This is a genomic window from Pseudomonas sp. AN-B15 (assembly GCF_019056475.1).
Taxonomy (GTDB): domain Bacteria; phylum Pseudomonadota; class Gammaproteobacteria; order Pseudomonadales; family Pseudomonadaceae; genus Aquipseudomonas; species Aquipseudomonas parakoreensis.
The window spans coordinates 4,465,194-4,488,877 of the sequence record NZ_CP049737.1 but is presented as its reverse complement, the minus strand read 5'-3'; the positions used below and the strand labels follow the sequence as shown (position 1 = coordinate 4,488,877).

General features: G+C 59.5%; 25 protein-coding genes. 16 read left to right on the top strand and 9 right to left on the bottom strand.

Features of this window, described 5'->3' with window-relative positions:
* Window positions 1-343 precede the first annotated feature (343 nt).
* Window positions 344-2,041 (top strand): long-chain-fatty-acid--CoA ligase FadD1, encoded by a 1,698-nt coding sequence (fadD1, locus tag GTQ41_RS20365; RefSeq protein WP_047295961.1) that lies wholly within the window; start codon window positions 344-346, stop codon window positions 2,039-2,041.
* Window positions 2,042-2,164: 123 nt separating this feature from the next.
* On the opposite strand, the gene GTQ41_RS20360 is transcribed toward fadD1, so the two are convergent.
* The gene (locus GTQ41_RS20360) at window positions 2,165-2,542 is read right to left on the bottom strand and encodes a hypothetical protein (RefSeq protein WP_041068691.1); all 378 of its coding nucleotides are present in this window, start codon (window positions 2,540-2,542) and stop codon (window positions 2,165-2,167) included.
* A gap of 196 nt (window positions 2,543-2,738) precedes the next feature.
* On the opposite strand from GTQ41_RS20360, the gene GTQ41_RS20355 reads away from it, so the two are divergent.
* The 3 genes from GTQ41_RS20355 to def all read left to right on the top strand — a co-directional run bounded on the left by GTQ41_RS20355 (window position 2,739) and on the right by def (window position 4,587).
* Window positions 2,739-2,930 (top strand): CsbD family protein, encoded by a 192-nt coding sequence (locus GTQ41_RS20355; RefSeq protein WP_047295959.1) that lies wholly within the window; start codon window positions 2,739-2,741, stop codon window positions 2,928-2,930.
* Between the two features lie 164 nt (window positions 2,931-3,094).
* The gene (locus tag GTQ41_RS20350) at window positions 3,095-4,045 is read left to right on the top strand and encodes a YihY/virulence factor BrkB family protein (RefSeq protein ID WP_047295957.1); all 951 of its coding nucleotides are present in this window, start codon (window positions 3,095-3,097) and stop codon (window positions 4,043-4,045) included.
* A 2-nt stretch (window positions 4,046-4,047) separates the two neighbouring features.
* Window positions 4,048-4,587: a peptide deformylase gene (gene def, locus GTQ41_RS20345; RefSeq protein ID WP_047295954.1), complete on the top strand. Its 540-nt coding sequence runs from the start codon at window positions 4,048-4,050 to the stop codon at window positions 4,585-4,587.
* Window positions 4,588-4,669: 82 nt separating this feature from the next.
* On the opposite strand, the gene GTQ41_RS20340 is transcribed toward def, so the two are convergent.
* On the bottom strand, window positions 4,670-5,077 hold the full coding sequence (locus GTQ41_RS20340) for a GNAT family N-acetyltransferase (protein WP_047295952.1): 408 nt from the start codon (window positions 5,075-5,077) through the stop codon (window positions 4,670-4,672).
* A 324-nt stretch (window positions 5,078-5,401) separates the two neighbouring features.
* On the opposite strand from GTQ41_RS20340, the gene GTQ41_RS20335 reads away from it, so the two are divergent.
* The 4 genes from GTQ41_RS20335 (at window position 5,402) to GTQ41_RS20320 (ending at window position 8,915) form a co-directional block, all read left to right on the top strand.
* Entirely contained in the window at window positions 5,402-6,343 is a 942-nt protein-coding gene (locus GTQ41_RS20335; RefSeq protein ID WP_047295950.1) for a fatty acid desaturase, read from the top strand.
* Window positions 6,344-6,387: 44 nt separating this feature from the next.
* Window positions 6,388-7,179 carry a phosphate/phosphite/phosphonate ABC transporter substrate-binding protein gene (locus tag GTQ41_RS20330; protein ID WP_047295948.1) on the top strand — a complete coding sequence of 264 codons (792 nt, stop codon included), beginning with the start codon at window positions 6,388-6,390 and terminating at the stop codon, window positions 7,177-7,179.
* A gap of 198 nt (window positions 7,180-7,377) precedes the next feature.
* On the top strand, window positions 7,378-7,905 hold the full coding sequence (locus GTQ41_RS20325) for a sigma-70 family RNA polymerase sigma factor (protein ID WP_047295947.1): 528 nt from the start codon (window positions 7,378-7,380) through the stop codon (window positions 7,903-7,905).
* Window positions 7,902-8,915 carry an ABC transporter substrate-binding protein gene (locus tag GTQ41_RS20320; RefSeq protein WP_047295945.1) on the top strand — a complete coding sequence of 338 codons (1,014 nt, stop codon included), beginning with the start codon at window positions 7,902-7,904 and terminating at the stop codon, window positions 8,913-8,915. The genes GTQ41_RS20325 and GTQ41_RS20320 overlap by 4 nt, the downstream gene beginning before the upstream one ends.
* Before the next feature lie 125 nt (window positions 8,916-9,040).
* Here the strand turns inward: GTQ41_RS20320 and gstA are convergent, their stop codons facing one another.
* Window positions 9,041-9,634, bottom strand: a complete 594-nt coding sequence (gene gstA / locus GTQ41_RS20315) for a glutathione transferase GstA (RefSeq protein ID WP_047295943.1) — start codon at window positions 9,632-9,634, stop codon at window positions 9,041-9,043.
* 99 nt (window positions 9,635-9,733) lie between these two features.
* Here gstA and GTQ41_RS20310 point away from each other — a divergent pair, with 99 nt between their 5' ends.
* The gene (locus GTQ41_RS20310; RefSeq protein ID WP_047295941.1) at window positions 9,734-10,624 is read left to right on the top strand and encodes a LysR family transcriptional regulator; all 891 of its coding nucleotides are present in this window, start codon (window positions 9,734-9,736) and stop codon (window positions 10,622-10,624) included.
* A 407-nt stretch (window positions 10,625-11,031) separates the two neighbouring features.
* Complete coding sequence (locus tag GTQ41_RS28805) at window positions 11,032-12,351, top strand: PAS domain-containing methyl-accepting chemotaxis protein (RefSeq protein WP_095668502.1); 1,320 nt, start codon at window positions 11,032-11,034, stop codon at window positions 12,349-12,351.
* Window positions 12,352-12,428: 77 nt separating this feature from the next.
* Here the strand turns inward: GTQ41_RS28805 and GTQ41_RS20300 are convergent, their stop codons facing one another.
* From GTQ41_RS20300 to GTQ41_RS20285, 4 genes are all read right to left on the bottom strand, one after another.
* The gene (locus GTQ41_RS20300; protein WP_131671178.1) at window positions 12,429-12,809 is read right to left on the bottom strand and encodes a hypothetical protein; all 381 of its coding nucleotides are present in this window, start codon (window positions 12,807-12,809) and stop codon (window positions 12,429-12,431) included.
* Between the two features lie 184 nt (window positions 12,810-12,993).
* Window positions 12,994-13,554 carry a hypothetical protein gene (locus tag GTQ41_RS20295; protein ID WP_047296297.1) on the bottom strand — a complete coding sequence of 187 codons (561 nt, stop codon included), beginning with the start codon at window positions 13,552-13,554 and terminating at the stop codon, window positions 12,994-12,996.
* Window positions 13,555-13,710: 156 nt separating this feature from the next.
* The gene (locus GTQ41_RS20290; protein WP_047295934.1) at window positions 13,711-15,135 is read right to left on the bottom strand and encodes an MFS transporter; all 1,425 of its coding nucleotides are present in this window, start codon (window positions 15,133-15,135) and stop codon (window positions 13,711-13,713) included.
* Window positions 15,136-15,261: 126 nt separating this feature from the next.
* A complete protein-coding gene (locus tag GTQ41_RS20285) occupies window positions 15,262-15,702 on the bottom strand; it encodes a PACE efflux transporter (protein WP_047295931.1) in 441 nt (146 codons plus the stop codon).
* A gap of 121 nt (window positions 15,703-15,823) precedes the next feature.
* On the opposite strand from GTQ41_RS20285, the gene GTQ41_RS20280 reads away from it, so the two are divergent.
* On the top strand, window positions 15,824-16,696 hold the full coding sequence (locus GTQ41_RS20280; RefSeq protein WP_047295929.1) for a LysR family transcriptional regulator: 873 nt from the start codon (window positions 15,824-15,826) through the stop codon (window positions 16,694-16,696).
* A gap of 158 nt (window positions 16,697-16,854) precedes the next feature.
* Here GTQ41_RS20280 and GTQ41_RS20275 read toward each other — a convergent pair whose 3' ends face one another.
* Complete coding sequence (locus tag GTQ41_RS20275; protein ID WP_047295927.1) at window positions 16,855-17,886, bottom strand: LacI family DNA-binding transcriptional regulator; 1,032 nt, start codon at window positions 17,884-17,886, stop codon at window positions 16,855-16,857.
* A 216-nt stretch (window positions 17,887-18,102) separates the two neighbouring features.
* On the opposite strand from GTQ41_RS20275, the gene GTQ41_RS20270 reads away from it, so the two are divergent.
* Both GTQ41_RS20270 and GTQ41_RS20265 read left to right on the top strand, forming a co-directional pair.
* Window positions 18,103-18,636 carry a gluconokinase gene (locus tag GTQ41_RS20270; protein WP_047295925.1) on the top strand — a complete coding sequence of 178 codons (534 nt, stop codon included), beginning with the start codon at window positions 18,103-18,105 and terminating at the stop codon, window positions 18,634-18,636.
* An 82-nt stretch (window positions 18,637-18,718) separates the two neighbouring features.
* Window positions 18,719-20,071: a GntP family permease gene (locus GTQ41_RS20265; protein WP_047295923.1), complete on the top strand. Its 1,353-nt coding sequence runs from the start codon at window positions 18,719-18,721 to the stop codon at window positions 20,069-20,071.
* Window positions 20,072-20,253: 182 nt separating this feature from the next.
* Here the strand turns inward: GTQ41_RS20265 and alaC are convergent, their stop codons facing one another.
* Window positions 20,254-21,468: an alanine transaminase gene (alaC, locus tag GTQ41_RS20260; protein WP_003227374.1), complete on the bottom strand. Its 1,215-nt coding sequence runs from the start codon at window positions 21,466-21,468 to the stop codon at window positions 20,254-20,256.
* 139 nt (window positions 21,469-21,607) lie between these two features.
* Here alaC and GTQ41_RS20255 point away from each other — a divergent pair, with 139 nt between their 5' ends.
* The 3 genes from GTQ41_RS20255 (at window position 21,608) to GTQ41_RS20245 (ending at window position 23,645) form a co-directional block, all read left to right on the top strand.
* Window positions 21,608-22,270: a LysE family translocator gene (locus GTQ41_RS20255; RefSeq protein WP_047295921.1), complete on the top strand. Its 663-nt coding sequence runs from the start codon at window positions 21,608-21,610 to the stop codon at window positions 22,268-22,270.
* 68 nt (window positions 22,271-22,338) lie between these two features.
* Window positions 22,339-22,833, top strand: a complete 495-nt coding sequence (locus tag GTQ41_RS20250; RefSeq protein ID WP_007969356.1) for a GyrI-like domain-containing protein — start codon at window positions 22,339-22,341, stop codon at window positions 22,831-22,833.
* Window positions 22,834-23,156: 323 nt separating this feature from the next.
* Window positions 23,157-23,645 (top strand): GNAT family N-acetyltransferase, encoded by a 489-nt coding sequence (locus tag GTQ41_RS20245; RefSeq protein WP_047295919.1) that lies wholly within the window; start codon window positions 23,157-23,159, stop codon window positions 23,643-23,645.
* The last annotated feature ends 39 nt before the right edge of the window (window positions 23,646-23,684 follow it).

Sequence of the window (23,684 nt, the reverse complement as noted above, 5' to 3'; positions counted from 1 at the left end):
GAAGCGAAAAGATCGCAGCCTTCGGCAGCTCCTACATGGGAAATGTATTCCCTGTTGGAGCTGCCGAAGGCTGCGATCTTTTGCTTTCAAGGCCCGGAAAACCGGGGCTTTCAGGGTGATATAGGATTTTTGCTCTAAAATGACTGTTAGAAAGTCTTGAGTCATTAAAGTGACCATGGAGGCCGCTTTTGGCTCTAGTCGGCCCTTGGCAAAGCTGCTACTCTCGGCGCGCTTTGTGACTTCTCGGCCTGTAGAAAAGCCAGATTCACCAATACAAAACACACACCAATAATAATCGCATCAAATGCGGTGAAGAATTCGCGTTGCTGAGGAGTGGGCTTCCATGATCGAAGACTTTTGGAAGGATAAATACCCGGCTGGAATTGCTGCCGACATCAATCCAGACGAGTACCCGAATATTCAGGCAGTGTTGAAGCAGTCCTGCCAACGCTTCGCCAACAAACCGGCTTTCAGCAACCTGGGCAAGACAATCACCTACGGTGAACTGTACGAATTGTCCGGTGCGTTTGCCGCGTATCTGCAACAGCATACCGACTTGCAGCCCGGTGATCGAATTGCCGTGCAACTGCCCAACGTTCTGCAGTACCCGGTCGCCGTCTTCGGTGCGATCCGCGCCGGGCTGATCGTGGTCAACACCAACCCGCTGTACACCGCGCGGGAAATGGAACACCAATTCAACGACTCCGGCGCCAAGGCCCTGGTGTGTCTGGCCAACATGGCGCACCTGGCGGAAGCCGTGGTGCCGAAAACCGGCGTCAAACACGTCATCGTCACCGAAGTCGCCGACCTGCTGCCGCCGGTCAAGCGCCTGCTGATCAACAGCGTGATCAAGTACGTGAAGAAGATGGTACCGGCCTATCACCTGCCTAAAGCCGTCAAGTTCAACGACGTGCTGAGCAAGGGCCAGGGCCAGCCGGTGACCGAAGCCAACCCGCACAGCAGCGACGTCGCGGTACTGCAATACACCGGCGGCACCACCGGCGTGGCCAAGGGCGCGATGCTCACCCATCGCAACCTCGTCGCCAACATGCTGCAGTGCAAGGCGCTGATGGGCTCCAACCTCAACGAAGGCTGCGAGATCCTGATCACCCCGTTGCCGCTGTACCACATCTATGCGTTCACCTTTCATTGCATGGCGATGATGCTGATCGGCAACCACAACATCCTGATCAGCAACCCGCGCGACCTGCCGGCGATGGTCAAGGAACTGTCGAAGTGGAAGTTCAGCGGTTTCGTCGGCCTGAACACACTGTTCGTGGCGCTGTGCAACAACGAAGGTTTCCGCAAGCTGGATTTCTCCAACCTGAAAGTCACCCTGTCCGGCGGTATGGCCCTGCAACTGGCCGCGGCCGAGCGCTGGAAAGCCGTGACCGGCTGCTCGATCTGCGAAGGTTACGGCATGACCGAAACCAGCCCGGTGGCCACGGTCAACCCGATCCAGAACATCCAGATCGGCACCATCGGTATTCCGGTGCCGTCGACCCTGTGCAAAGTCATCGACGATGCCGGTGTCGAGCAGCCAATGGGCGAAATCGGCGAGCTGTGCGTCAAGGGCCCGCAAGTGATGAAGGGCTACTGGCAGCGTCAGGAAGCCACCGACGAAATCCTCGACAGCGAAGGCTGGCTGAAGACCGGTGACATCGCGCTGATTCAGCCCGATGGCTACATGCGCATTGTCGATCGCAAGAAAGACATGATCCTGGTGTCCGGTTTCAACGTTTACCCGAACGAACTGGAAGACGTGCTGGCAACCTTGCCGGGCGTGTTGCAGTGCGCGGCCATCGGCGTGCCGGACGAGAAATCGGGCGAGGCGATCAAGATCTTCATCGTGGCCAAACCGGGCGTCACCCTGACCAAGGAAACCGTGATGGAACACATGCGCGCCAACGTCACCGGTTACAAGGTGCCGCGTTCGGTGGAATTCCGCGATGCACTGCCGACCACCAACGTCGGCAAGATCCTGCGCCGCGAGCTGCGTGACGAAGAGCTGAAGAAGATCAAGGCGAAGAACGCCGCCTAAAACAGAAAGCCCCGCAAATGCGGGGCTTTTTGTTGAAGATCAAAAGATCGCAGCCTTCGGCAGCTCCTACAGAGTTCAATGTAGGAGCTGCCGAAGGCTGCGATCTTTTGCTTTATGCGGTTGTTACTGCCGGAACGGCGCGAAATTTACGTTGGTCCCCGCCGGACGCATGTCCTGCAGATACGAATCCTTGTCTGCACTCAACTCCAGGCTCAACGCCGCCTTGCGCTTGCCTTCGTTGCGAATCACCAGGCCTTCGAGCTTTTCCCGCAGAAACACGGTTGGCACTTTCAGGTGCAGCAGTTCGTCGGTGGCCGGGGTGTGCATCAGCAGGTGAATCCACTCGTACTGGCCGACGGCCAGACGCGATACCGGCAGGTCGAACCACCAGATGTTGCGGTTGCGGTTCAGTTCGGCGAAGTGGCAGTTGTTGGTGCCGAGCACAGCGCCGCCCAGTTCCTGGTTGCGACGGGCAATGGCCTGCTTTTTATCGAGTTTCATAACATTCCTGCGGGGTCTGATCGTTGGCGCAGCGCGCCCATAGCTGCGCATTCTCGGGGCTTGGGGGGCAAACATAAAGCCCAACCTGCATTGCACGACGAAATGAAGGGCAAAAATAAATGAAACTCGTGGCAAACCCGGCCAGTCAATCATTACGTACTGACTTTTCCCCTTCAATGCACCAAGGAGAAACACCATGAGTAGCACTGGCGATAAAGTAAAAGGCATGGCCAACGAAGCTGTCGGCAACGTCAAGCAAGGTGTCGGTAAAGCCACCGACAACAGCAAGCTGCAAGCCGAAGGCAAGCTGCAAGAGAAAAAAGGCGAAGCCCAGCAAGCTGTCGGCAAAGCCAAAGACGCCATCAAGAAAGGTGTCGACAAGGCGTAATTCCCGCCTTGAACGAAACACACGAACGGCCATCCAAGGATGGCCGTTTTTGTGTCAAAACCCGACGGTCATCCACGAAGGTCGCCAAGTAGGCTACCGTGATGTAAAAAACGGCCCCTGAGTCGCCACGACTTCAACCTGTAATGCGGCGAAAGGAGACGCGAATGATTTTTCCGGACATGAAAGGTCTGCCCCTGCATCGAGTGATGGTGCGCACGGTCACTGAATTCGTCGACGACGAGATGTCGACCTACGCCTCGGCACTGGCCTACCAGATGCTGTTCTCGCTGTTCCCGTTCATTCTGTTTTTGATTGCCCTGATCGGTTTCCTGCACCTGCCGGACTTCTTCAGCTGGCTGCGTCTGCAGTCGGAACTGGTATTGCCGCCGCAGGCACTGGAACAGGTCAACCCGGTGATCGATCAGTTGCAGCAGTCCAAGGGCGGCTTGCTCTCGGTGGGTATCGTCATCGCCCTGTACACCGCGTCGGCCGGTGTGCGCCTGATGATGAGCGCGATGAACGCCGCGTATGACGTGGTCGAGGGTCGGCCGATCTGGAAACGCTTTCCACTGTCGATTGTCTACACCGTGGGCATTGCCGGCATGCTGCTGGTGGCCGCCGCGCTGATGGTGCTCGGGCCGCAAGTGATGGGCTGGATTGCCGCGCAGGTAGGGCTGGAAGACTTCATCGTCACGGTCTGGACGATTGCGCGCTGGCCGGTGATCGTGATTCTGATGATGGTCGCGGTGGCGCTGATCTACTACGTGATGCCCGACGTCAAACAGGAATTCCGTTTCATCACCCCCGGCTCGGTGCTGGCCGTGGTGGTGTGGATCATCGCCTCGCTGGGCTTTGCGTTCTACGTCAAAACCTTCGCCAACTACAACGCGATGTATGGCAGCATCGGGGCGATCATCGTGCTCTTGCTGTATTTCTACATTTCCTCGGCGGTGCTGCTGCTCGGCGCGGAGATGAATGCGGTGATCGAACACATGTCCAGCGAGGGCAAGGACGCGGGCGAGAAAGTCCCCGGCGAACTCGATGTACATCCCAAACAACACGTCTCGGGCCTGGGGCGCGATCATTCGCTCAAGCCTGACACTGACGAAGCCTGATCATGATTCGTGAAATCCTCAAAATGGGCGACGAACGCCTGCTGCGCATCGCCCCGCCAGTGCCGCCGGAGATGTTCGACAGCCCCGAGCTGTGGCAACTGATCGATGACATGTTCCAGACCATGGAAAGCGTCGGCGGAGTTGGCCTGGCCGCGCCGCAGATCGGCGTCGATCTGCAATTGGTGATCTTCGGTTTCGAGCACAGCGAACGCTACCCGGACGCCGAAGCGGTGCCGCAGACAATCCTGATCAATCCGCTGATCACGCCGTTGAGTCCGCTGACCGAGGAGGGTTTCGAAGGCTGCCTGTCGGTGCCCGGCCTGCGTGGCGCGGTGGATCGTTATCAGCAGATCCGCTACGAGGGCTTCGATCCCAAGGGCGAGCCGATCGTGCGCGTGGCCTCGGGTTTTCATGCGCGGGTGGTGCAGCACGAATGCGATCACCTGATCGGCCGTCTGTATCCTTCGCGGATTACTGATTTCAGCAAGTTCGGTTTTACCGAAGTGATGTTCCCGGATCTTGATCCGAGCGCAGACGATTAAGCAAAAATCAAAAGATCGCAGCCTTCGGCAGCTCCTGCACCAATCCCTGTAGGAGCTGCCGCAGGCTGCGATCTTTTGATCTTCAAACAAGCCCCATCGCAATCATCGGCTTGCTCCGCGCATACCGGCTCAACCGTTCGGCCAATGCATAGGGCAGGGAAGGGTCGAAGCTGAAGCCACGCCGCTCATAAAACCCGCGCAAATCCGGATGGCAGAACAGCCACACCGGTTCCTGCACATCCTTCACTGCCGCCGCAATCAACTGCCCGGCAATCCCTTGCGCACGGCAATCCGGATCGACAAACAGCCCGGTCAACCAATACCCGCCCGCCACCGGCCGCAAGCACAACGCGGCGACGATGTCCTCGCGACGGGCCACCCACAGTTGCGCGTCGCGCACTGCTTTCATCGATGATTGGTGGCGGCGGTAAAACTTGTTCATCAACGGCCACAAAGGCTCGTCGAGCAGGCTGTACTGGGTATCGGACATGGGATCGGACTGACGGCGGGCAAAGCGCCGATTATAAAAGAACGCGCGACGCGCGATAGGTGTATACCTGAGCCTACATCCCTGTGAGTGGAGTACGCATCATGTCCAAAGGTATGGATTCAAAGAAAGCCGCGAAGAAGAAACCGGCCAAGACGGCGATTGAAAAGCGTGCAGAGAAAAAAGCCAAGAAGGTCGATATTTTCGGTCATTGATCACGTCCCTCGGGAGTCCGTCCTCCGGGCTCCCGCCTCAGCGCAAAAATAATCTGCAAGATTGCCCGGCTTCGTTGCACAGAAGGGGAAGATTCCCGTTCCGAGCCACGCCATGCCGAATTACTTCGACGTCCACCATCGCCAGCAAATCGAAACCCTGCGCCAGCGCTTCACCGCCCGCACCGAATGGCCGACATGGCTGCTGCTGATCGGCGTGTATGGCGGCTGGTTCGCGATCATCCTCAACAGCGCATGGCTGGGGCGCGGCCTGAGCACATTGCTGCTGATTCCGCTGCTGGTGCTGTGGCTGTCAGTGCAGCATGAGTTGCTGCATGGGCATCCGACCCGCTCGGTGCTTTTCAATAAAATCCTCGGTTATGCACCCTTTGCGGTGTGGTACCCGTACACCTTGTACCGCGACAGCCATCTGTTGCATCACCGCGATGAACACCTGACAGTGCCCGGTGTCGATCCGGAAAGCCGCTATCTGACGGCGGTGCGTTGGCAGGGCAGTTCCTTGTTCGAACGCGGCCTGCACTGGCTGAACAAAACCGTGCTCGGGCGGTTCGCGATTGGCGCGCCGCTGGCCTTGCTGGCATTGGCCGCGGAAGAACTGCAACGCCTGAGAAACCGCGAGCGGCAAGCCTGGCGAATGTGGCTGACCCACGGTGCGTTCACCGTGTTGATGCTGTGGTTTGTCGCGCGCTTCAGCGTGTTGCCGGTCTGGCATTACCTGTTGCTGATCAGCGTACCGGCGCTGTCGATTGCGATGATCCGCTCCTACTATGAACACCGCCCGCACGCACAGCCGGAGCAACGCACCGTGCTCAACGAGGCCGGCTGGCCATGGCGCTGGCTGTTTCTGAATCTGAATTTTCATCTGGTGCATCACGACCTGCCGGGGCTGGCGTGGTACGACTTGCCCCAGGCTTACCGTATGCGCCGCGAGCAATGGGTCGCGCGTAGCGGCGGATTTCTGGTGCAGGGTTATGGGCAGTTGTGGTGGCGCCACGGGTTCAAGCCGATCGACAGTCCCGAGCATCCCTTTCACTGACCCCAGGACCACCACAGGTAAGTATTTGCAGGGAAATAATGTGTATGACCCAACATCACGTTGAACTGCTGATGTACACCGCCCCCGAGCCCATTCGTGCGGCCAGCGAGCGCTGGATTTCCCGCATCCTCAAACACCTCGGCCACTCCCGCCTGAACGCCGCCAGCCTGTCGCTGCCCGAACTGTGGTTGTCGCCCGATCTGCTACTGACGCAAACCTGCGGCTACCCGTTGATGACCTTGCTGCGCGATCAGGTGCGCATCGTCGGTCGCCCGCGCTACGAATTGCCCGACGCCAGCGCCGGCAATCACTGCAGCCTGATTCTCAGCCGCGCAGACGATGCGCGCAAAACCCTGGCGGATTTTCGTGGCAGTCGCGGGGTGATCAACAGCGAAGACTCCAACAGTGGCATGAATCTGTTGCGCCAGCGCCTGGCGCCGTTGCAGCGCGACGGGCAGTTCTTCGCCACGGTTGGTATCAGTGGCGCACACCGCGAGAGTCTGCGCTGGCTGCGTGAAGAACGCGCCGATCTGGCGGCCATCGACAGCGTGACCTATGCCTGCCTTGCGCAATACGCACCCGAGGAGGTCAACGGATCGCGGGTTGTGGCGCGTAGTGCGTTCAGTCCGACGTTGCCGTTTATCACCGCCGTATCGACTACGGATAAACAAATCGAGCACTTGCGCCAGGTGATGAATCAGACGCTGCTTGAGTTGCCGGATGTGGCGCAGATCCTTGGATTGCCTGAGGTTTTGGCAGCCAGTGAAAGCGATTATCAGGTTGTGTTCGACTATCAGCGTGAGGCTGAAGAGTTGGGCTATGGCCGCTTGCGCTAAAGATCGCAGCCTTCGGCAGCTCCTACAGGTTGAACGCATTTCAAATGCAGGCGCTGCCGAAGGCTGCGATCTTTCGCTCTTATATATCAAAAAAGAATATAGGAATGAAATATAAATATTATTAATGCATAAGGCGCCTTGCTAGGATCGCGCCACCGGATCACCGGACATCCAGCGACCCCTTGCCCAGGAGCCCTTATGTCCGGCGCCGATACCGTTCACCGCAATCATCTCGACGTGCTGTTCCGCGCCCACTATCGCTGGCTATGCACGTACTTGCGCCGGCAGCAGCACGCCGCCGAAAACGCGGAAGACATCGCTGCCGAAACCTTCGCGCAATTGCTTCAGGCGCCCAGTGTCACGGCGATTCGTGAACCCCGCGCCATGCTCACCACGATTGCCCAACGCCTGCTTTATCAGCGTTGGCGCCGCGCGGACCTGGAGCGCCGGCATGCGCAACAGATCGAGGTCGAGGTCGCCACTTCGCCTGAAGACCTCGCACACCTGAGCCAGACCCTCAAGCGCCTCGACCGCAGCCTGCAACGCCTGCCCGGCAAGGTCCGTTCGACCTTTTTGCTGGCACGGATCGATGGCCTGACTTACCCGCAAATCGCCGCCGAACTGGGCATTTCCCAGCGTTCGGTCAGCGCTTACATGAGCCGTTCCCAAGCCCTGTGCGACCGCCACAGCGCCAACCCAATCCTGACAGACAAGAGGTCCGCATGAGATCGATCAAAACCCTGCTCGGCCGTTCGTTGCTGGCGCTGAGCCTGAGCGTCGGCGCTGTTTCGGCGGCGGAGAAATCCGCGCCGATCCACTTCGGTGACATCACCTGGGAAAGCGGCAGTTTCATCACCGAAGTGCTACGCCTGATCGTCGAGAAAGGCTACGGCTACCCGACCGATACGCTGCCGGGGAGCACCGTCAGCCTGGAAGCGGCGCTGGCAAAAAACGACATTCAAGTGATCGGCGAGGAATGGGCCGGGCGCAGTCCGGCGTGGGTCAAGGCTGCCAATGAAGGCAAGGTGTTCGGCCTTGGGGATACGGTCAAGGGCGCAACCGAGGGCTGGTGGGTGCCGGAATACGTGATCAAGGGCGACCCCGAGCGCGGCATCAAAGCGTTGGCCCCGGAGCTGAAATCGGTGGCTGACCTGCCGCGCTACAAGGACGTGTTCCGCGACCCGGAAGACCCGCGCCGTGGACGCTTTCTCAACAGCCCGACCGGCTGGACCTCGGAGATCGTCAACAGCCAGAAGCTCAAGGCCTATGCGCTGACCGACAGCTACGTCAACTTCCGCACCGGCTCCGGCGCGGCGCTGGATGCCGAGGTGGCGTCATCGATCAAACGCGGCAAACCGGTGCTGTTCTACTACTGGTCGCCGACGCCGCTGCTCGGTCGCTTCAAACTGGTAAAACTCGAAGAACCGCCGTTCGATGCCGAGGCCTGGAAAACCCTGGCCGATGCCAACAACCCGAATCCCAAGGGCACCCGCTCGATGCCGGCCAGCCTGGCGATTGGCGTGTCGGCGCCGTTCAAGGCGCAATACCCGGAACTGGTGGCGTTCTTCGAGAAAGTCGATTTGCCAATTGATCTGCTGAACCAGACGCTGGCCGGAATGAGCGAAAAGCGCCAGCCACCGCGGCAGGTCGCCGAAGCGTTTCTGCGTGATCAGCCGCAGGTGTGGCAGGCGTGGGTGCCGGGGGAGGTGGCGAGCAAGGTGACGGCGGGACTTTGAGTTTCAACTGTTTGATCGGTGGCGTTTGAGCTACCGCCTTCACGAGCAAGCTCGCTCCCACACTGGGTCCATGGCTTGTCCGAATCCAGTGTGGGAGCGAGCTTGCTCGCGAATGATCTGCAGACTTACACCGCTTCCGCCGCCAACGCCGCCATCACGGTCGGCCGCTGCTCAATCCGCGCCTGAAACCGCGCCAGCGCCGGCCACTGTGCCAGTTCGATTCCGAACAACCCGGCCCAACGCAGCACCACAAACAACAACGCATCCGCCACGCTGAAGCCGCTCGGCAGCAGATACTCCTGCTGCTCCAGCACCGCGACCAACACGGCAAAACGCTTGAACAACTTCTCCTTGATCATCTCGGCCGGCAACCGCTCATCGAACAGCGCACCAAGCCCGCCGTGGATCTCGCTCGAAATGAAATTCAGCCACTCCTGCAAACGCAGCCGTTCAAAACTGCCGGGCGCCGGCGCCAGCCCTGACTGGGGTTGCAGATCCGCCAGATATTGCAGGATCACCGGGCCTTCGGTCAGCACCGCGCCGTTGTCCAGTTGCAGGGCGGCGACATAGCCCTTGGGGTTGATCGCCAGGAAGTCTTCACCGCTGGCGGTGCGCTTGCTGCGGTTGTCGACGCGGATCAGTACGAAGGGCAGCTTCAGTTCGCGCAACACAATGTGCGGCGCCAGCGAACAGGCTTGCGGGGCGTAATACAGCTTCATCGGCGGCTCTCTGGTGAGGATTTGGCGCCAGTGTCATAGTGCGCCGCACCCTCGGTAAAATTAATCTTTCAGAAAGCAGCCATAAGGACAGCTACTGCCATGATGAACCTGATGCATTGGCGGCTGGTGGTCGCTGTGGCCGATCACGGCAACATCACCCGCGCGGCCGAACGGGTCGGCATGACGCAGTCCGGCGCGAGCCAGGCCCTGGCGCTGATGGAACAAACCCTCGGTGTGCAACTGTTCAGTCGCGAAAGCCGGCAAACCTTGCCCACCGCCATTGGGCTGCCGGTGATTGAGCAGGCGCGCGTAATGCTCGGCGCGCTGCAAACCATTCGCCAGACCGTCGACAGCGTGCGCCCGATGCTGCGCGGGACGATTCGCCTGGCAAGCTTTCCCATGGTCCTGGCGAGTTTTCTGCCGCCGCTGCTGCGCCAGTTCAATCGCCTTTACCCCGGGATCGAAGTGGTGGCGCTGGAGGTCAGCGATGACGAAGTGGAAACCTTGCTTGCGGCCGGTCTGGTGGATGTCGGTGTGGTGCTCAACCCGGCCCCCGAGCGCAATGCCGGGCCATTGGGCCGTGATGAATGGGTGGCGGTCGTGCCGACGGGCCATTCGCTGGCGCTGCGAGGAACCGAGCAAGGCGTCACCCTGCAAGAACTGACCGCGCTGCCCTTTGTGCTGGCCACCGGCGGTTGTTCGACCAACGCCCGCAGCCTTGCCGCCGAAGCCTGTTTGCAGTTGCAGGATGTGCGGGTCGAGGTACGCGAGTGGAGCAGCGCTTTCACGCTGGTGCGGGAAAACCTCGGCGTGACGCTGGTGCCGGAAATGACCTTGCCGGTCGACCGTCAGGGCTTGCGCGTGATTGCTCTGCAACCACCTGTCGAGCGGGTGTTTTCGCTGGTGTTGCCTGCGGGGCAGACGGCGTCGGCAGCGGTGCAGGCGCTGCTGGATTTGCTGGCGGAGACTTCGCTTGCCTCCGTTCGCTGAACCGTTTCTTGTGCAAAAAGTGCCAGATACTGGCCGACTAGTGGCCTTGCGCGTGGCAGGGCGCTGGCTATGCTAGCTGTAACTAACTATGTCGACCGTCATCGGTTAGCCGTGATTTCAACGCTGCCAGAGTGCGCAATCAAAGGCACCGGACACTGAACCAACAAGGAGCCAGTTGTACATGGAAGTTATTCTGCACGTTAGGGCTGGCCCGCTCGCGGGCTATCAAGAGAAGGATGTCTTGATGAGAGCGTCGCGGCATGCACGCTCGGATTAAACATCATTTATCACCTGACAACTTCCTCCTGTGGAGGAATGCGTGTGCCTGTTCTGTGGAACGTAGTGGTGGATTCTGAAAGACCTGAACTTTCATCAAATCAAAAGACCGCGCGGAAGGTGATACAACCATGTTCAACCTACATCACAAGGCTGACCTGCAGGAAATCGAGCGTTTCAGCTGCGCCTTGACCGAAGCCAATGCCAAGCTCGAAGCGATCAGCCGCTCGATGGCGATGATCGAATTTACCCCCGAAGGCATTGTTCTGGATGCCAACGAAAACTTCTGCAAGACCATGGGTTACAGCGCCGAGGAAGTGCGTGGCAAACATCACCGGGTATTCTGCGAAGAAGCGTTTTACCGCAGCGAGGAATACGCCAGATTGTGGCGCGACCTGGCCCGGGGCGAGCCGATCAGCGGCACGTTTCTGCGCTTGAACAAGTCCGGCAGGGAGATCTGGCTTGAAGCCAGTTACATGCCGGTGTATGGCCCGGACAAACAGGTCAAAAGCGTCATAAAAGTTGCCGCCGACATCACCGCCCGGGTCAACAAAGAGCACGAAGAAGAAAGCATGCTGGCGGCAATCAGCCGTTCGATGGCAGTGATCGAGTTCACCCCGGAAGGCAATGTGATTACCGCCAACGACAACTTTCTGCGCACCATGCAATACACGCTGCCGGAAATCGTCGGCCATCACCACAGCCTGTTCTGTCATCGTTCCGAATCCGAATCGGCGCAGTACAAAGCGTTCTGGGCGTCGCTCAATCGCGGCGAATATCACTCGCACCGTTTCGAGCGCAAGAACAAGTCCGGACAGATGGTTTATCTCGAAGCCTCGTACAACCCATTGTTCGACACCAAGGGCCGCCTGTACAAGGTGGTGAAGTTTGCCAGTGACATCACCCAGCAGATGACCACGCTGCAAAACGCCGCAGAATCGGCCCACAGCACTTCGGTACAGAACGATGCCTGCGCACAAAAAGGCTCACAGGTCGTGCAGCAGACGGTGCAGATCATCCAGGACATTTCCCGCGACCTCAACGAAGCGGCGCGGAGCATCGATGCGGTGAACAAGCAGTCGGACATCATCGGCACCATCGTCCAGACCATTCGCGGGATCGCCGACCAGACCAACCTGCTGGCGCTCAACGCCGCCATCGAAGCGGCCCGGGCCGGTGAGCACGGGCGCGGGTTTGCCGTGGTCGCGGACGAGGTGCGCAGTCTCGCGGCGCGCACCAGTCAGGCGACGCTGGAGATTGTCGAAGTGGTGCGCAAAAACCATGACCTGTCGCTGAGCGCGGTGTCGAGCATGCAGTCGAGCCTGAGTCGCACCGGGCTGGGTGTGGAACTGGCGAACGAGGCGGGGGAGGTGATCCTGGAGATTCAGCAGGGGTCACGGCATGTAGTGGATGCGATCGGGCAGTTCAATGCGACGTTGCAGTTGAACTGATGCTCTGAAATAGCGATGGACATTGTCCTGGCATCCAAGGGCAGTAGCGACTGCCCTTGTTTTATTATTGGCTCCTGTTATTTCAATTCGTACTTGGCAGTGAATTCGCCCTTGAACGCGATCAACCGCCCTATATCATCAAAGTAATTAGCGTCAATCGTTCCGACTTGGGTATCCAGATTCGGCCCGATGGTGACTTTCCCGGTTCCAGTGAGTGTGAGCAGTTTTTTTCCATTGTGATATTGCAGCTGAGGAACTCCCTCTGAGACGAAAACCAGATCGTGGGTACCGGGATCAAGCTCTGCGGGGTAGATGATCTGAACAAATTGAGCGCCCATGTCCGCTTTGAAAAGTCTGCGATCAAAAACAACCTTCTCTGTACTAAAGTTCTCTCCAACCGGATTTCCGTTATAGGTGGAATTGCACTCGCAAGTGCCGGTGAATGCGTTGGCTTCCATGATGATCTCCTGATCCAGGTACGTGAGCACGAATGTGATCACCGTTCCATTTAACAAGCGCGGGTCGAAAGAGCACCACTGTCAGTTCTTACAGGTCTCAGGCTTTTCTGATGAGTGGTAGCAATAAGGGGGGAGCGTACGAGAGAACAGGGTCGCAATGGACCCCGTTCCGTTTTGCATGAAACTAAAGCGCTGCGAGAAACTTGTCCGCCAGTTTGTCGCTGTCCTTGACGTCATTGGCGTTGTCTTTTTCCGCTTGTGCCAGCTTCATCTTGTCCTGCAGACGCTCGGCGATCTCTTTGCCGATGGCCAGTTGTTTCTCCGGCGGCATGGCTTTGATGTCGTCTTCGGTGATGCCCATGCTCTGAAGGATACTGTCGCGCAGACGCTGTTCCGGCGACTTGCTCATGTAGTCCTTGAACGCGTCGGTGGCCGAGGTGCCGGTGGTGCTGCCGGCAGTCGTGGCGTCGGTGGTTTGCAGGCCGACACGGGTCTTGGCGAAGGCTTCGTCGACGTTATCGCTGATGCGCTTGGCGGCGGCCACTTGCTGGGTGGCGATCTGCGTGGCCGAATCCTGGACCCTGGAGGTCGCATCGGTGGCTTGCGACTGAGTCTGGTTCTGCAGCGATTGCAACATGGCGCCGTGCAGGCCGCTTTGCAGACCGGCAGCGGCGGTTGTGGTCGCGTCATCCGCCAACCGCTTGGGCAGGTGGATGAGCTGCTGTTGTTTGGCACTGACCAACATCATGATGGAGACCTTTGGATAATTGCTGACGGGCATAGCCGAGCAATTAGCGTGCCTTTGCAGAACATCCTGCTATTTCAAGACTTTACTGTTGGTGCGTGCGCAACCAGGCGGTCATCCCTTGCCGCCGGGCGGCAGAGGATGACCGTGCGGCCCTCAGCGATGGGCAATGTTTTCCAGTGCCAGATTGCGCGTGCGCGGGCCGAACCCGCCGATGGTCAGCATCACGATCAGCATGCTGCTGACGATGAACGCCAGTACGCCGGGCGTGCCGAAGTGGTCGAGGAACAATCCGATCAACAGGCTGCTGAACACCGTCGACAAGCGACTGAACGAATAGCAGAAACCCACCGCCCGGGCGCGGATGTTGGTGGGGAACAGTTCGCTCTGGTACGAGTGATAACTGAAACTCAGCCAGGCATTGCAGAAGGTGATCATCACCCCGCAGAAGATCAGGCCGAAGGCGCTGGTCTGCAACGCGAACAGGGTGCCGAAAGTCATGGCGCCGAGGGCCGAGCCGACGATCTGCCATTTGTTCTCGAAACGGTTGGCGAACTTCACGAACAGCAATGGCCCGAGCGGGTAGGCCAGGGTGATGATGAACGCGTACATCAGGCTGTGGGTGACGCTGACGCCCTGGCCGGACAGCAGCGCCGGCAGCCAGTTTCCAAAACCGAAGAAACCGATCGCCTGGAACACGTGAAACACGATCAACATCAGCGCCCGACGCCGATACGGTGGTTGCCAGATATCGGCGAAACGGCCCTTGCCCTCGACATCCACCGGAACGGCTTCAGGCGCATCCAGCGGTTGGCGATGATCCTTCTCGCAGCGGGCTTCGATGGCGTCGAGAATCCGATTGGCTTCATCGAATCGTCCATGCTGCGCCAGCCACCGCGGCGACTCCGGCAGACGCTTGCGCAGCCACCAGATGAACAGCGCAAACACCGCGCTCGCCAGCACCACCCAACGCCAGCCCGACACACCGAACGGCGCCTGCGGCACCAGCCACCACGACATCAACGCCACCGCTGGCACCGAGAGAAACTGCACGAAAAAGGCGAAGGCAAACGCCGAACTGCGCATGCGCTTGGGCACCAGTTCCGAGAGGTAGGCGTCGATGGTCACCAGCTCGATACCAAGGCCGATGCCCACCAGAAAACGCATGCAGATGATGCCCAGCGCCGAGCTTTGAATGCCCATCAGCACCGTGGCCACGGTGTACCAGACCAGCGCAAAGGTGAAAATCGCGCGGCGGCCGAAACGATCGGCCAACGGACTGAGCAGGCTGGCGCCGAGAAACAGACCCAGGAAGGTCGCCGACGCGAACGCCGCCTGATCGGAGAAACCGAAAACGCCCTGATTGCCGGTAGCGAAGATCCCGTCACGGATCAGCCCGGGGCTGATGTAGGCCGTCTGGAACAAATCGTAGAGTTCGAAGAAACCGCCAATCGACAACAGCGCCACCAGTCGCCAGATCGTGGCAACAGCGGGTAGACGGTCGATGCGGGCGGAAATCTCGGCGGCGCGTATCGGATCGATGCCGTCGCATTGCGCGGCGGCGGGAGCGTGAGCAGTCATGGGGCTGGTCCATTTTTTATTGATGGAAAAGCTTAGCCTGCTATCGGAGTGGCTGGATTGTGAATATCGGCGGTTTTCCCGCAGACACCGCCGATTTTTCGCAATAACTGCTTACCAATTAACGATTTATGCCGCGGCGGCCGAATCGGGCAGCGCCGAGGCCGGCAAGCCGAAGACGCGATCGAACAGCCAGTTGAAGGCAAACGTGTAGCACGGGATGAAGATGATCAGCGCCAGATCCAGCAGGAACGCCTGCACCAGACTGATGTTCATCCACCAGGCGATCAGCGGAATAAGGAACACGATCAGCGTCAGTTGAAAACCCACTGCATGAGCGATGCGCCGTTTGACCGTGCGGGTGCGTGACTGCTGGCGGCTTTCCCAGTGCTCGAACAGCAAGGTGTAGATGAAATTCCAGGTCACGGCGATGGTGGTGATGATCACCGCCAGCGGGCCGGTGCTGCCCGGCGAGGTGCCGGACAACAGCGCCAGGCCGAGGGCGGAGAAGGTCATGCCGATCACTTCGTAGAGCGACACGTAAACCAGTTTGCGTTTGACGCCTTGCATGGGGATTTGCCTCTTTCTTGCAACATGTGGCCAGCGGGACTGGCGAAGGCGGCGAAAGATAGCTTCAATAGGCGTGACAGAAAAAGTCAGTAGCTTTCAGTTTTGGTGATAGGTAGATGAAGTGAATTTCAACAGCGACAGCATCGAACTGTTCCTCGCAGTGATCGAGCGTGGCTCGTTTTCCGCTGCTGCCCGCGCTTTGGGGCGGGTGCCGTCGGCGGTGAGCATGGCTATCGGCAATCTGGAGGCGGAGCTTGGCTACGCCTTGTTCGACCGCAGCCATCGCGAGCCGCAGCCGACAGCGATGGCACTGTCACTGGTGCCCCACGCGCGGCTGATTGCCGAGCAGCTCAAGCAACTGCAAGTGCATGCGGTGGAGTTGTCGCTGGGGTTGGAGAGCAAGCTGTCGATTGGCGTGGTCGCGGACATTGACCGGCGCCGCTTGCTCGCTGCGATCAAGGTGATTGCCGAGCGTCATCCGCTGCTCGATATCGAAGTGTTGACCGCGCCGCAGGACGATGTGCTGGCGATGCTGCACAGTGGCCGTGTCAGCGTGTGTCTGGCGTTTGCCGGGTTGAGCATGAACGTGCATGAGCGCTTTCAGTTCGTCGGCAGCGAACGGATGATCGCCACGCTCGCGGCGGACAGTCCGTTGTTGCAGGGGCAGGATCTGTTTCTCGAAGACCTCGTACATGTGCGGCAGATCGTCGTCGCCAGTCGCGACTTGCCGATCAGCGAAACCCGGCCGCTGGTGGCCGAATCGCATTGGCGCACCGACACCCTGGAGACTGCGCTGGAGATGGTCGAGGCGGGGCTGGGCTGGGGCAATTTCCCGTTGTCGGTGGTGCAGCCGTGGCTGGACAGCGGGCGCTTGAAGCGACTGAATTTTCGCAATATCGAGAATGGCCTGGTGCTGCCGGTACATGCGGTGTGGCTCAAGAGCCAGCCACTGCAGAAGGGCGCATCGGTCCTCGTCGAACTGCTCAGCCACTGAACCCGACACAGATCTCCTGTGGGAGCGTGCTTGCTCGCGAAGGCGTCGTGTCAGCTGGCATTTGCTTATCTGGCACACCGCCTTCGCGAGCAAGCTCGCTCCCACAGGGAGATTGGGTTTCACCTTGGCATTTGTGATCACCCCAGGGATTTCAGAGGTCAGGTACTCTCGCGAATCTTCAGTTCAAAACCCATGTCTTCCACCGGCCGCGCCACGCTGTTGCCGGCCATCAACGTCAACATCTGCTCCGCCGCGCGCCGGCCAATCGCCTCGCGCGGGGTGTTGATGCTGCTCAGGCGCGGCACCATGTGTTCGGACATCGGCAAGTCGTTGAAGCCGAGGATCGCCACTTGCTCGGGGATCTTGATCCCGTTGCGCAGCGCTTCGAGCAGGGCGCCCTGCGCCAGGTCGTCGTTACCAAAGAAGATCGCATCGACGTCCGGATGCGCCGCCAGCAGTTGCAGGAACAGCTCTCCGCCTAATCCCACCGACGAGGAGCGTGGGGTCAGCACTTCCAGGTCCGGGTCATAGCGCCCGGCCTTCTGCAGGGCTTTGCGAAAACCCTCGCCGCGCAACAAGGTGCGTTGATCGAGCTGTGCGCCGATATAGGCCAGACGCTTGCGACCGCGCGAGAGCAAATGCTCGGCCGCGGTTTCGCCGGCGCTGAGCTGCGAGAAACCCACGCAATTTACGCCGGCCGCGCTGTCCAGTTCCATCATGTACACGCAGGGAATGTTGCTGGCTTCAATCATCCGCCGCGAACTTTCTGTGCGATCAAATCCGGTCAACAGCAAACCACGCGGCTGATAAGCCATGTAGTTGCGCAGCAGGTTTTCTTCTTCATCGCGCGAATAGTGGAAGTTGCCGATCAGCACTTCGAAGCCCTTGGGCGTCAACACCCGATGAATGGCTTCCAGCGTGTCGATGAACAGCAGGTTGGACAGCGACGGCACCAGCACCACCACCGAATGGCTCTGCGCCGAGGCCAGGGCGCGGGCGGCAGGGTTGACCACGTAGTTGAGTTCGAGCGCGGCTTTCTGCACTTTTTCCACCAGTTCGGTGGCCACGGTGCTGACCCCGCGCAAGGCGCGGGACGCGGTAATCGGGCTCACGCCGGCAAGGCGGGCAACTTCATTAAGGGTGGGACGGCCGGTGGTGCGAGTGTTTTTATCGTTTTTAGGGGTGGTCATCGGGCGGCTTGCCAAACAAAAATCAAGGCACTAAGGTAGCGCTGTCCTGATGCAGCTGCAAATGCGTAAGCGAGGTCCTGCCTGATCCTCGCTTTTTGGCGTCGGGCGACAACCTGCTGCAACCCAAAAAAACGACAAGAAGGCGTCGGCAACTTCTGCCTGTGCACTAGAGTCATAGCTAGCAAAGGTAGCGCTGTCTGCGCGCTGAGGTGTTATATGAGTCATCCCATCACCGCCCTGGTCATCATGGGCGTTGCCGGTTGCGGCAAGACGTGCGTCAGCCAGGCCCTGTGCCAATTGAGCGGCGCCACTGCCATTGAAGGCGATACTTTTCATCCGGCCGCCAACATCGAAAAGATGAGCGCGGGGATCCCCTTGAACGACGACGACCGTGCCGGCTGGCTCGACAGCCTGTGCGCTGAGTTGCGTCGTGTCGATGCACTCGGCGAGCGTCCGGTGCTGACCTGCTCGGCGCTTAAACACAGTTATCGCGAAGTGCTGCGCAGTGCCTTGCCGGGCCTGGGCTTCGTGTTCCTTGAGCTGACCCCAGAAGTGGCTGCCGACCGCGTGTCCCATCGCCCGGGCCATTTCATGCCGGCAACGTTGATCGAAAGCCAGTTTGCCACCCTCGAATCGCCGGTCGGCGAGCCGTTGACCCTGGCGCTGAATGCTTCGATCCACAGCGTTGAAGAGCTGGCGGCCCAGGCGCACGTCTGGTGGCAGGCTCATGGTCTGAAACAGGCGGTATGAGTGTGTTGAAAGAGTTAGCGCTGTCCTCACGAATTCTGTTTAACCCGCTTTAATAACAACAACAAGCCAGGAGACACCCCCAATGTTTGGCATGTCCCACGACGCCTACCTGCTGCTCGATGCAGTGGTCACGGTAATCGGTCTGATTATCCTGATCACCAAATTCAAGATTCACCCCTTCATCGCCCTGACCATCGCGGCCGCGTTCCTCGGCCTGACGTCCGGCATGCCGATCGGCACCATCATCAAGGCGTTCCAGGACGGCTTCGGTGGCGTACTCGGTTTCGTCGGCATCATCCTTGCGCTGGGCACCATGCTCGGCAAAATGATGGCCGAATCCGGTGGCGCCGATCAGATCGCGCAGACCCTGATCCGCGCGTTCGGCAAGGACAAAGTGCAGTGGGCAATGATGTTCGCCGCGTTCCTGGTCGGTATTCCGCTGTTCTTCGAAATCGGCTTCGTGCTGCTGATTCCGCTGGTGTTCATCGTTGCCCGGCGTACCGGTGTGTCGATCATCAAGATCGGTATCCCGCTGCTCGCCGGTCTGTCTGCGGTACACGGTCTGGTGCCGCCGCACCCGGGCCCGCTGCTGGCAATCGGCGTGTTTGGTGCCGACATCGGCAAGACCATTCTTTACGGACTGATCGTGGCGCTGCCGACCGCCATCATCGCCGGCCCGATCTTCGGTACGTTCATCGCCAAGCACATTCCCGGCACGCCGAATCAGGAACTGGTCGATCAACTGGCCCGCGAAACCGATTCGCAGAACCTGCCGAGCTTCAGCATCACCCTGGTGACTGTGCTGCTGCCGGTGTTCCTGATGCTGCTGAAAACCTTCGCTGACGTCGCGCTGCCGGACGGTCATTTCTTCCGCACCTGGATGGACATGATCGGCCACCCGATCTCGGCACTGTTGCTGGCCTTGCTGCTGTCGCTGTATACCTTCGGTCACAAGCAGGGCATCGGTTCGCAGCAGATGCTCAAGTGGCTGGACGCAAGCCTGGCGCCGACCGCCGCGATCATTCTGATCATCGGTGCCGGTGGTGGCTTCAAGCAGATGCTGGTGACCAGCGGCGTGGGCGACGTGATCGGCCACATGGCGGTCAGCGCGCAGATCTCGCCGATCCTGCTGGCATGGCTGGTAGCGGCGGTGATTCGTATCGCCACCGGTTCGGCCACCGTGGCGACCATCACGGGCGCCGGCATCGTGGTGCCGGTGGTGGGGATGATTCCGGGCGTCAACCGTGAACTGCTGGTGCTGGCCACCGGTGCCGGTTCGTTGATCCTGTCCCATGTGAACGACGCCGGTTTCTGGCTGGTGAAGCAGTACTTCAACATGACCGTGGCCGAGACGTTCAAGACCTGGACAGCGATGGAAACCATCCTGTCGGTGGTGGGCCTGGGCTTCATTCTGTTGCTGTCGCTGTTCGTTTAACCTCGAACGCAAGACACAAAAAAACCGCAGCGATGCGGTTTTTTTGTGGGCGACGGTATCAGGCTCAATACATTACCTCTGTGGGAGCGGGCTTGCCCGCGAAGGCGTCGTGTCAGTCGACATCAATGTTGTCTGAACCGCCGCATTCGCGGGCAAGCCCGCTCCCACAGTGTGACGTGTCGTCAGACGGCTTTCGGTGCTAACCCATCCGCCCGGAACATCCCGCGAATCCCGCGCACTGCCTGCCGAATCCGGTCCTGGTTTTCGATCAGCGCGAAGCGCACATGATCATCGCCATACTCACCAAAACCCACCCCCGGCGAGACGCAGACCTTCGCTTCGGCCAGCAGTTTCTTGGCAAACTCCAGCGAGCCCAGATGCGCATAAGCCTCGGGAATCTTCGCCCAGACATACATCGACGCCTTCGGATTCTCGACCATCCAGCCCAGCTCGTGCAGGCCTTTGACCAGCACGTTACGGCGCTGGCGATACTGTTCGGCGATGTCACGCACACATTGCTGATCGCCTTCCAGCGCAGCAATCGCCGCCACTTGCAGCGGAGTGAAAGTGCCGTAGTCGTGGTAGCTCTTGATCCGCGCCAGGGCGTTGACCAGTTCCGGGTTGCCGACCATGAAACCGATACGCCAGCCGGCCATGTTGTAGCTTTTGGACAGGGTGAAAAACTCCACCGCGATGTCCTTGGCGCCGGGCACCTGCATGATCGACGGGGCTTTCCAGCCGTCATAGACGATGTCGGCGTAGGCCAGGTCGTGCACCACCAGTACGTCGTATTGTTTGGCGAGGGCGATTACCCGTTCGAAGAAATCCAGTTCCACGCACTGCGCGGTGGGGTTGGACGGGAAGCCGAGGATCATCATCTTCGGCTTCGGGATCGAACCGCGAATGGCCCGTTCCAGCTCGGCGAAGAAGTCCACGCCGGGCACCAGCGGCACCGAACGCACCTGAGCGCCGGCAATCACCGCGCCGTAGATGTGAATCGGGTAGCTCGGGTTTGGCACCAGTACCGTGTCGCCCTGATCCAGGGTCGCCAGCATCAAATGCGCCAGGCCTTCCTTGGAACCGATGGTGACGATGGCTTCGCTTTCCGGGTCGATATCGACCGCGTAGCGTTCCTTGTACCAGTTGGAGATCGCCCGGCGCAGACGTGGAATGCCCTTGGACGTGGAGTAACCGTGGGTGTCTTCACGTTGGGCAACCTGCACCAGTTTTTCGACGATGTGCGGCGGCGTGGCGCCGTCGGGGTTGCCCATGCTCAAGTCGATGATGTCTTCACCACGGCGCCGCGCGGCCATCTTCAGCTCGGCGGTGATGTTGAAAACGTAAGGGGGGAGTCGATCAATGCGCGCAAAGCGGCGCGGCGAACCTTGTTCAGCCATTGTTGCCTCGGATAACGTAAGCGCCCGGAACCGTCCGAGCGACGCTGGTCACTGCGGTGACCTGTGGCGGAAGATAAGGGCTGTGATGGCAGACTGTCCAGCCTGCATGTAAACAAATTTTTCCCAAGGAAATCGGTAGATGGAATTCACCAGCGGCTTCTTGCTGAGCCTTTCGCTGTGCCTGGACATCGGCGTAGCCAACATCGCAATGATCACCCTGGCGATGCAGCGCGGTTACTTTCAGGGCTTCGCGCTGGGCCTCGGCACCTGCGTCGGCGACCTGATCTACGCGGTGTTGGCGCTGGCCGGGATGACCGTGTTGCTGCAGTACGAAAGCGTGCGCTGGGTGTTGTGGATCGGCGGGTCGGCGCTGCTGGTCTACTTTGCGGCGAAGATGATCTATTCGGCGATTCATCACGAAGCGCAGCTGGCGGCGACGGCGGAGGTGGGGCAGAACTCGCATCGCAAGGAGTTCTTTCGCGGGATTTTCCTCGCCATGTCTTCACCGAGCGCGATTCTCTGGTTCGCCGCGGTGGGCGGCACCCTGATCGCCCGTTCCGGTGGCGGTGGCCCTGTAAGTTCGGTGCTGTTCCTCGGCGGCTTCCTGTGCGCCGGGCTGCTGTGGTCGGCCGGGCTGTGCTTCGCCGCGAGCCACGGCGGCAAGTTGCTCGGCGACAAGCTGTTGCGCTACTCCTACATGGCATCGGCAGCGATCTTCTGCTATTTCGCGGTGTACGTGATCGTATCCGGTTATAACGAGTTCGTTGGCTCAGGGGCTGCCGACCAGTTGCACGCCTTGTGACATTGCGAATCGGGTTTGGCTTCTATACTCAGCAGCCGAACCCCTTCTTTTGTTCCAGGAGTCGAGTCATGGATGAGCAAAAACGCGTCGAAGTGGCTGAACCTCGCTTCGAACATGGACACTTCCTGCTGATCGCGGGATTTCGTGGGCGATTTACCCAAGACACCGCCAAGGACATCCCCGCGCTGTGGGAAAAGTTCTTGCCGCACCTGGGAAAGATACAGGGACAAAAAAACGAAGTGACCTACGGCGTCTGCAGCAATTTCGACGGCCAGGGTGGCTTCGATTACATCGCCGGGGTGGAAATCAGCAAGCTCGACGACCTCGACCAGAAGGTCTATCAGTGGGTCGAAGTGCTGCCTCGTCAGTACGCCGTGTTCGAGCACAAGGGACCGCTCGATCAGTTACCTCAGACTCTGCAATACATCTACAAAACCTGGCTGCCGACTTCCCACTATGTCGAGCTCAACGCCCCGGAGCTGGAACGCTACAGCGCCGATTTCAATCCGCGACTGCACACCGGCAAACTGGAAATCTGCGTGCCGGTCGATACCAAAGCCTGAACCATGACGATGAGGCGGATCACTGATCCGCCTCATGTTGTTCAACCGCGCTTGCCCTTGCCCAGCCGTCGCGCCCGCAACAGGTCGATGCCCAAGGTGATAAAGCCGAACGTACTGATGCCCAACACCATCAACAGGCCGATTTCAACGCTGCTCATAAGCGGTTACCCCCAAGGATGATCAGAGACACACCGCAGGAATAGCTTGTCACCGGCGCGAAGAAAAGCGCTTATACGCAGGCTTTACGCCCCCCGCGCGGATCGATATGCACACCTTATTCCTTTATGCTTTGCGCACTTTTCTCCGCTGATTTTCGAGCTGCCATGAACACCGTCATCCGCCATGTCACCGCCGCCGACCTGGACCGCTGCTACGCCATCGAAACCGTTGCCTACGAAGGCGATGAAGCCGCCACGCGCGAAAAGATCGCCACGCGCATCGCCACCTGGCCGGAGGGTTTTATCGTCGCCGAAGTGGAGGGCGTGGTCGCCGGGTTCATCAATTCGGGCGCGGCGTTTGACGTGCAGATGTCCGACGAGGCGTTCAAGGAACTGATCGGCCACGACCCGAAAGGGCCGAACGTGGTGATCATGTCGGTGGTGGTACACCCGGACTATCAAGGGCAGGGCCTGGCCAAGCGATTGATGGCCGAATTCATCGAGCGCATGCGCGGGATGGACAAGGCGACGATTCATCTGATGTGCAAGGAACAGCACATCCCGCTGTATGCCGGATTTGGTTTTGCCTACATCAAACCGTCGGAGTCCGACCATGGCGGGATGGCGTGGCACGAGATGATCCTCACGCTCTAAGTCATCACCAATCAAAACCTGTAGGAGCTGCCGCAGGCT

What these genes read in the sequence shown, in the direction of transcription:
- GTQ41_RS20335 (WP_047295950.1), top strand. Translation starts at nt 5,402, where the DNA reads ATGCCGAATTACTTCGACGTCCACCATCGCCAGCAAATCGAAACCCTG.
- GTQ41_RS20270 (WP_047295925.1), top strand. Translation starts at nt 18,103, where the DNA reads ATGAGTCATCCCATCACCGCCCTGGTCATCATGGGCGTTGCCGGTTGC.
- GTQ41_RS20295 (WP_047296297.1), bottom strand. Translation starts at nt 13,554, where the DNA reads ATGTTGGTCAGTGCCAAACAACAGCAGCTCATCCACCTGCCCAAGCGG.
- GTQ41_RS20340 (WP_047295952.1), bottom strand. Translation starts at nt 5,077, where the DNA reads ATGTCCGATACCCAGTACAGCCTGCTCGACGAGCCTTTGTGGCCGTTG.
- GTQ41_RS28805 (WP_095668502.1), top strand. Translation starts at nt 11,032, where the DNA reads ATGTTCAACCTACATCACAAGGCTGACCTGCAGGAAATCGAGCGTTTC.
- GTQ41_RS20290 (WP_047295934.1), bottom strand. Translation starts at nt 15,135, where the DNA reads ATGACTGCTCACGCTCCCGCCGCCGCGCAATGCGACGGCATCGATCCG.
- GTQ41_RS20350 (WP_047295957.1), top strand. Translation starts at nt 3,095, where the DNA reads ATGATTTTTCCGGACATGAAAGGTCTGCCCCTGCATCGAGTGATGGTG.
- GTQ41_RS20300 (WP_131671178.1), bottom strand. Translation starts at nt 12,809, where the DNA reads ATGGAAGCCAACGCATTCACCGGCACTTGCGAGTGCAATTCCACCTAT.
- gstA (WP_047295943.1), bottom strand. Translation starts at nt 9,634, where the DNA reads ATGAAGCTGTATTACGCCCCGCAAGCCTGTTCGCTGGCGCCGCACATT.
- alaC (WP_003227374.1), bottom strand. Translation starts at nt 21,468, where the DNA reads ATGGCTGAACAAGGTTCGCCGCGCCGCTTTGCGCGCATTGATCGACTC.
- GTQ41_RS20330 (WP_047295948.1), top strand. Translation starts at nt 6,388, where the DNA reads ATGACCCAACATCACGTTGAACTGCTGATGTACACCGCCCCCGAGCCC.
- def (WP_047295954.1), top strand. Translation starts at nt 4,048, where the DNA reads ATGATTCGTGAAATCCTCAAAATGGGCGACGAACGCCTGCTGCGCATC.
- GTQ41_RS20245 (WP_047295919.1), top strand. Translation starts at nt 23,157, where the DNA reads ATGAACACCGTCATCCGCCATGTCACCGCCGCCGACCTGGACCGCTGC.
- GTQ41_RS20325 (WP_047295947.1), top strand. Translation starts at nt 7,378, where the DNA reads ATGTCCGGCGCCGATACCGTTCACCGCAATCATCTCGACGTGCTGTTC.
- GTQ41_RS20250 (WP_007969356.1), top strand. Translation starts at nt 22,339, where the DNA reads ATGGATGAGCAAAAACGCGTCGAAGTGGCTGAACCTCGCTTCGAACAT.
- fadD1 (WP_047295961.1), top strand. Translation starts at nt 344, where the DNA reads ATGATCGAAGACTTTTGGAAGGATAAATACCCGGCTGGAATTGCTGCC.
- GTQ41_RS20310 (WP_047295941.1), top strand. Translation starts at nt 9,734, where the DNA reads ATGATGAACCTGATGCATTGGCGGCTGGTGGTCGCTGTGGCCGATCAC.
- GTQ41_RS20265 (WP_047295923.1), top strand. Translation starts at nt 18,719, where the DNA reads ATGTTTGGCATGTCCCACGACGCCTACCTGCTGCTCGATGCAGTGGTC.
- GTQ41_RS20320 (WP_047295945.1), top strand. Translation starts at nt 7,902, where the DNA reads ATGAGATCGATCAAAACCCTGCTCGGCCGTTCGTTGCTGGCGCTGAGC.
- GTQ41_RS20355 (WP_047295959.1), top strand. Translation starts at nt 2,739, where the DNA reads ATGAGTAGCACTGGCGATAAAGTAAAAGGCATGGCCAACGAAGCTGTC.
- GTQ41_RS20285 (WP_047295931.1), bottom strand. Translation starts at nt 15,702, where the DNA reads ATGCAAGGCGTCAAACGCAAACTGGTTTACGTGTCGCTCTACGAAGTG.
- GTQ41_RS20255 (WP_047295921.1), top strand. Translation starts at nt 21,608, where the DNA reads ATGGAATTCACCAGCGGCTTCTTGCTGAGCCTTTCGCTGTGCCTGGAC.
- GTQ41_RS20275 (WP_047295927.1), bottom strand. Translation starts at nt 17,886, where the DNA reads ATGACCACCCCTAAAAACGATAAAAACACTCGCACCACCGGCCGTCCC.
- GTQ41_RS20360 (WP_041068691.1), bottom strand. Translation starts at nt 2,542, where the DNA reads ATGAAACTCGATAAAAAGCAGGCCATTGCCCGTCGCAACCAGGAACTG.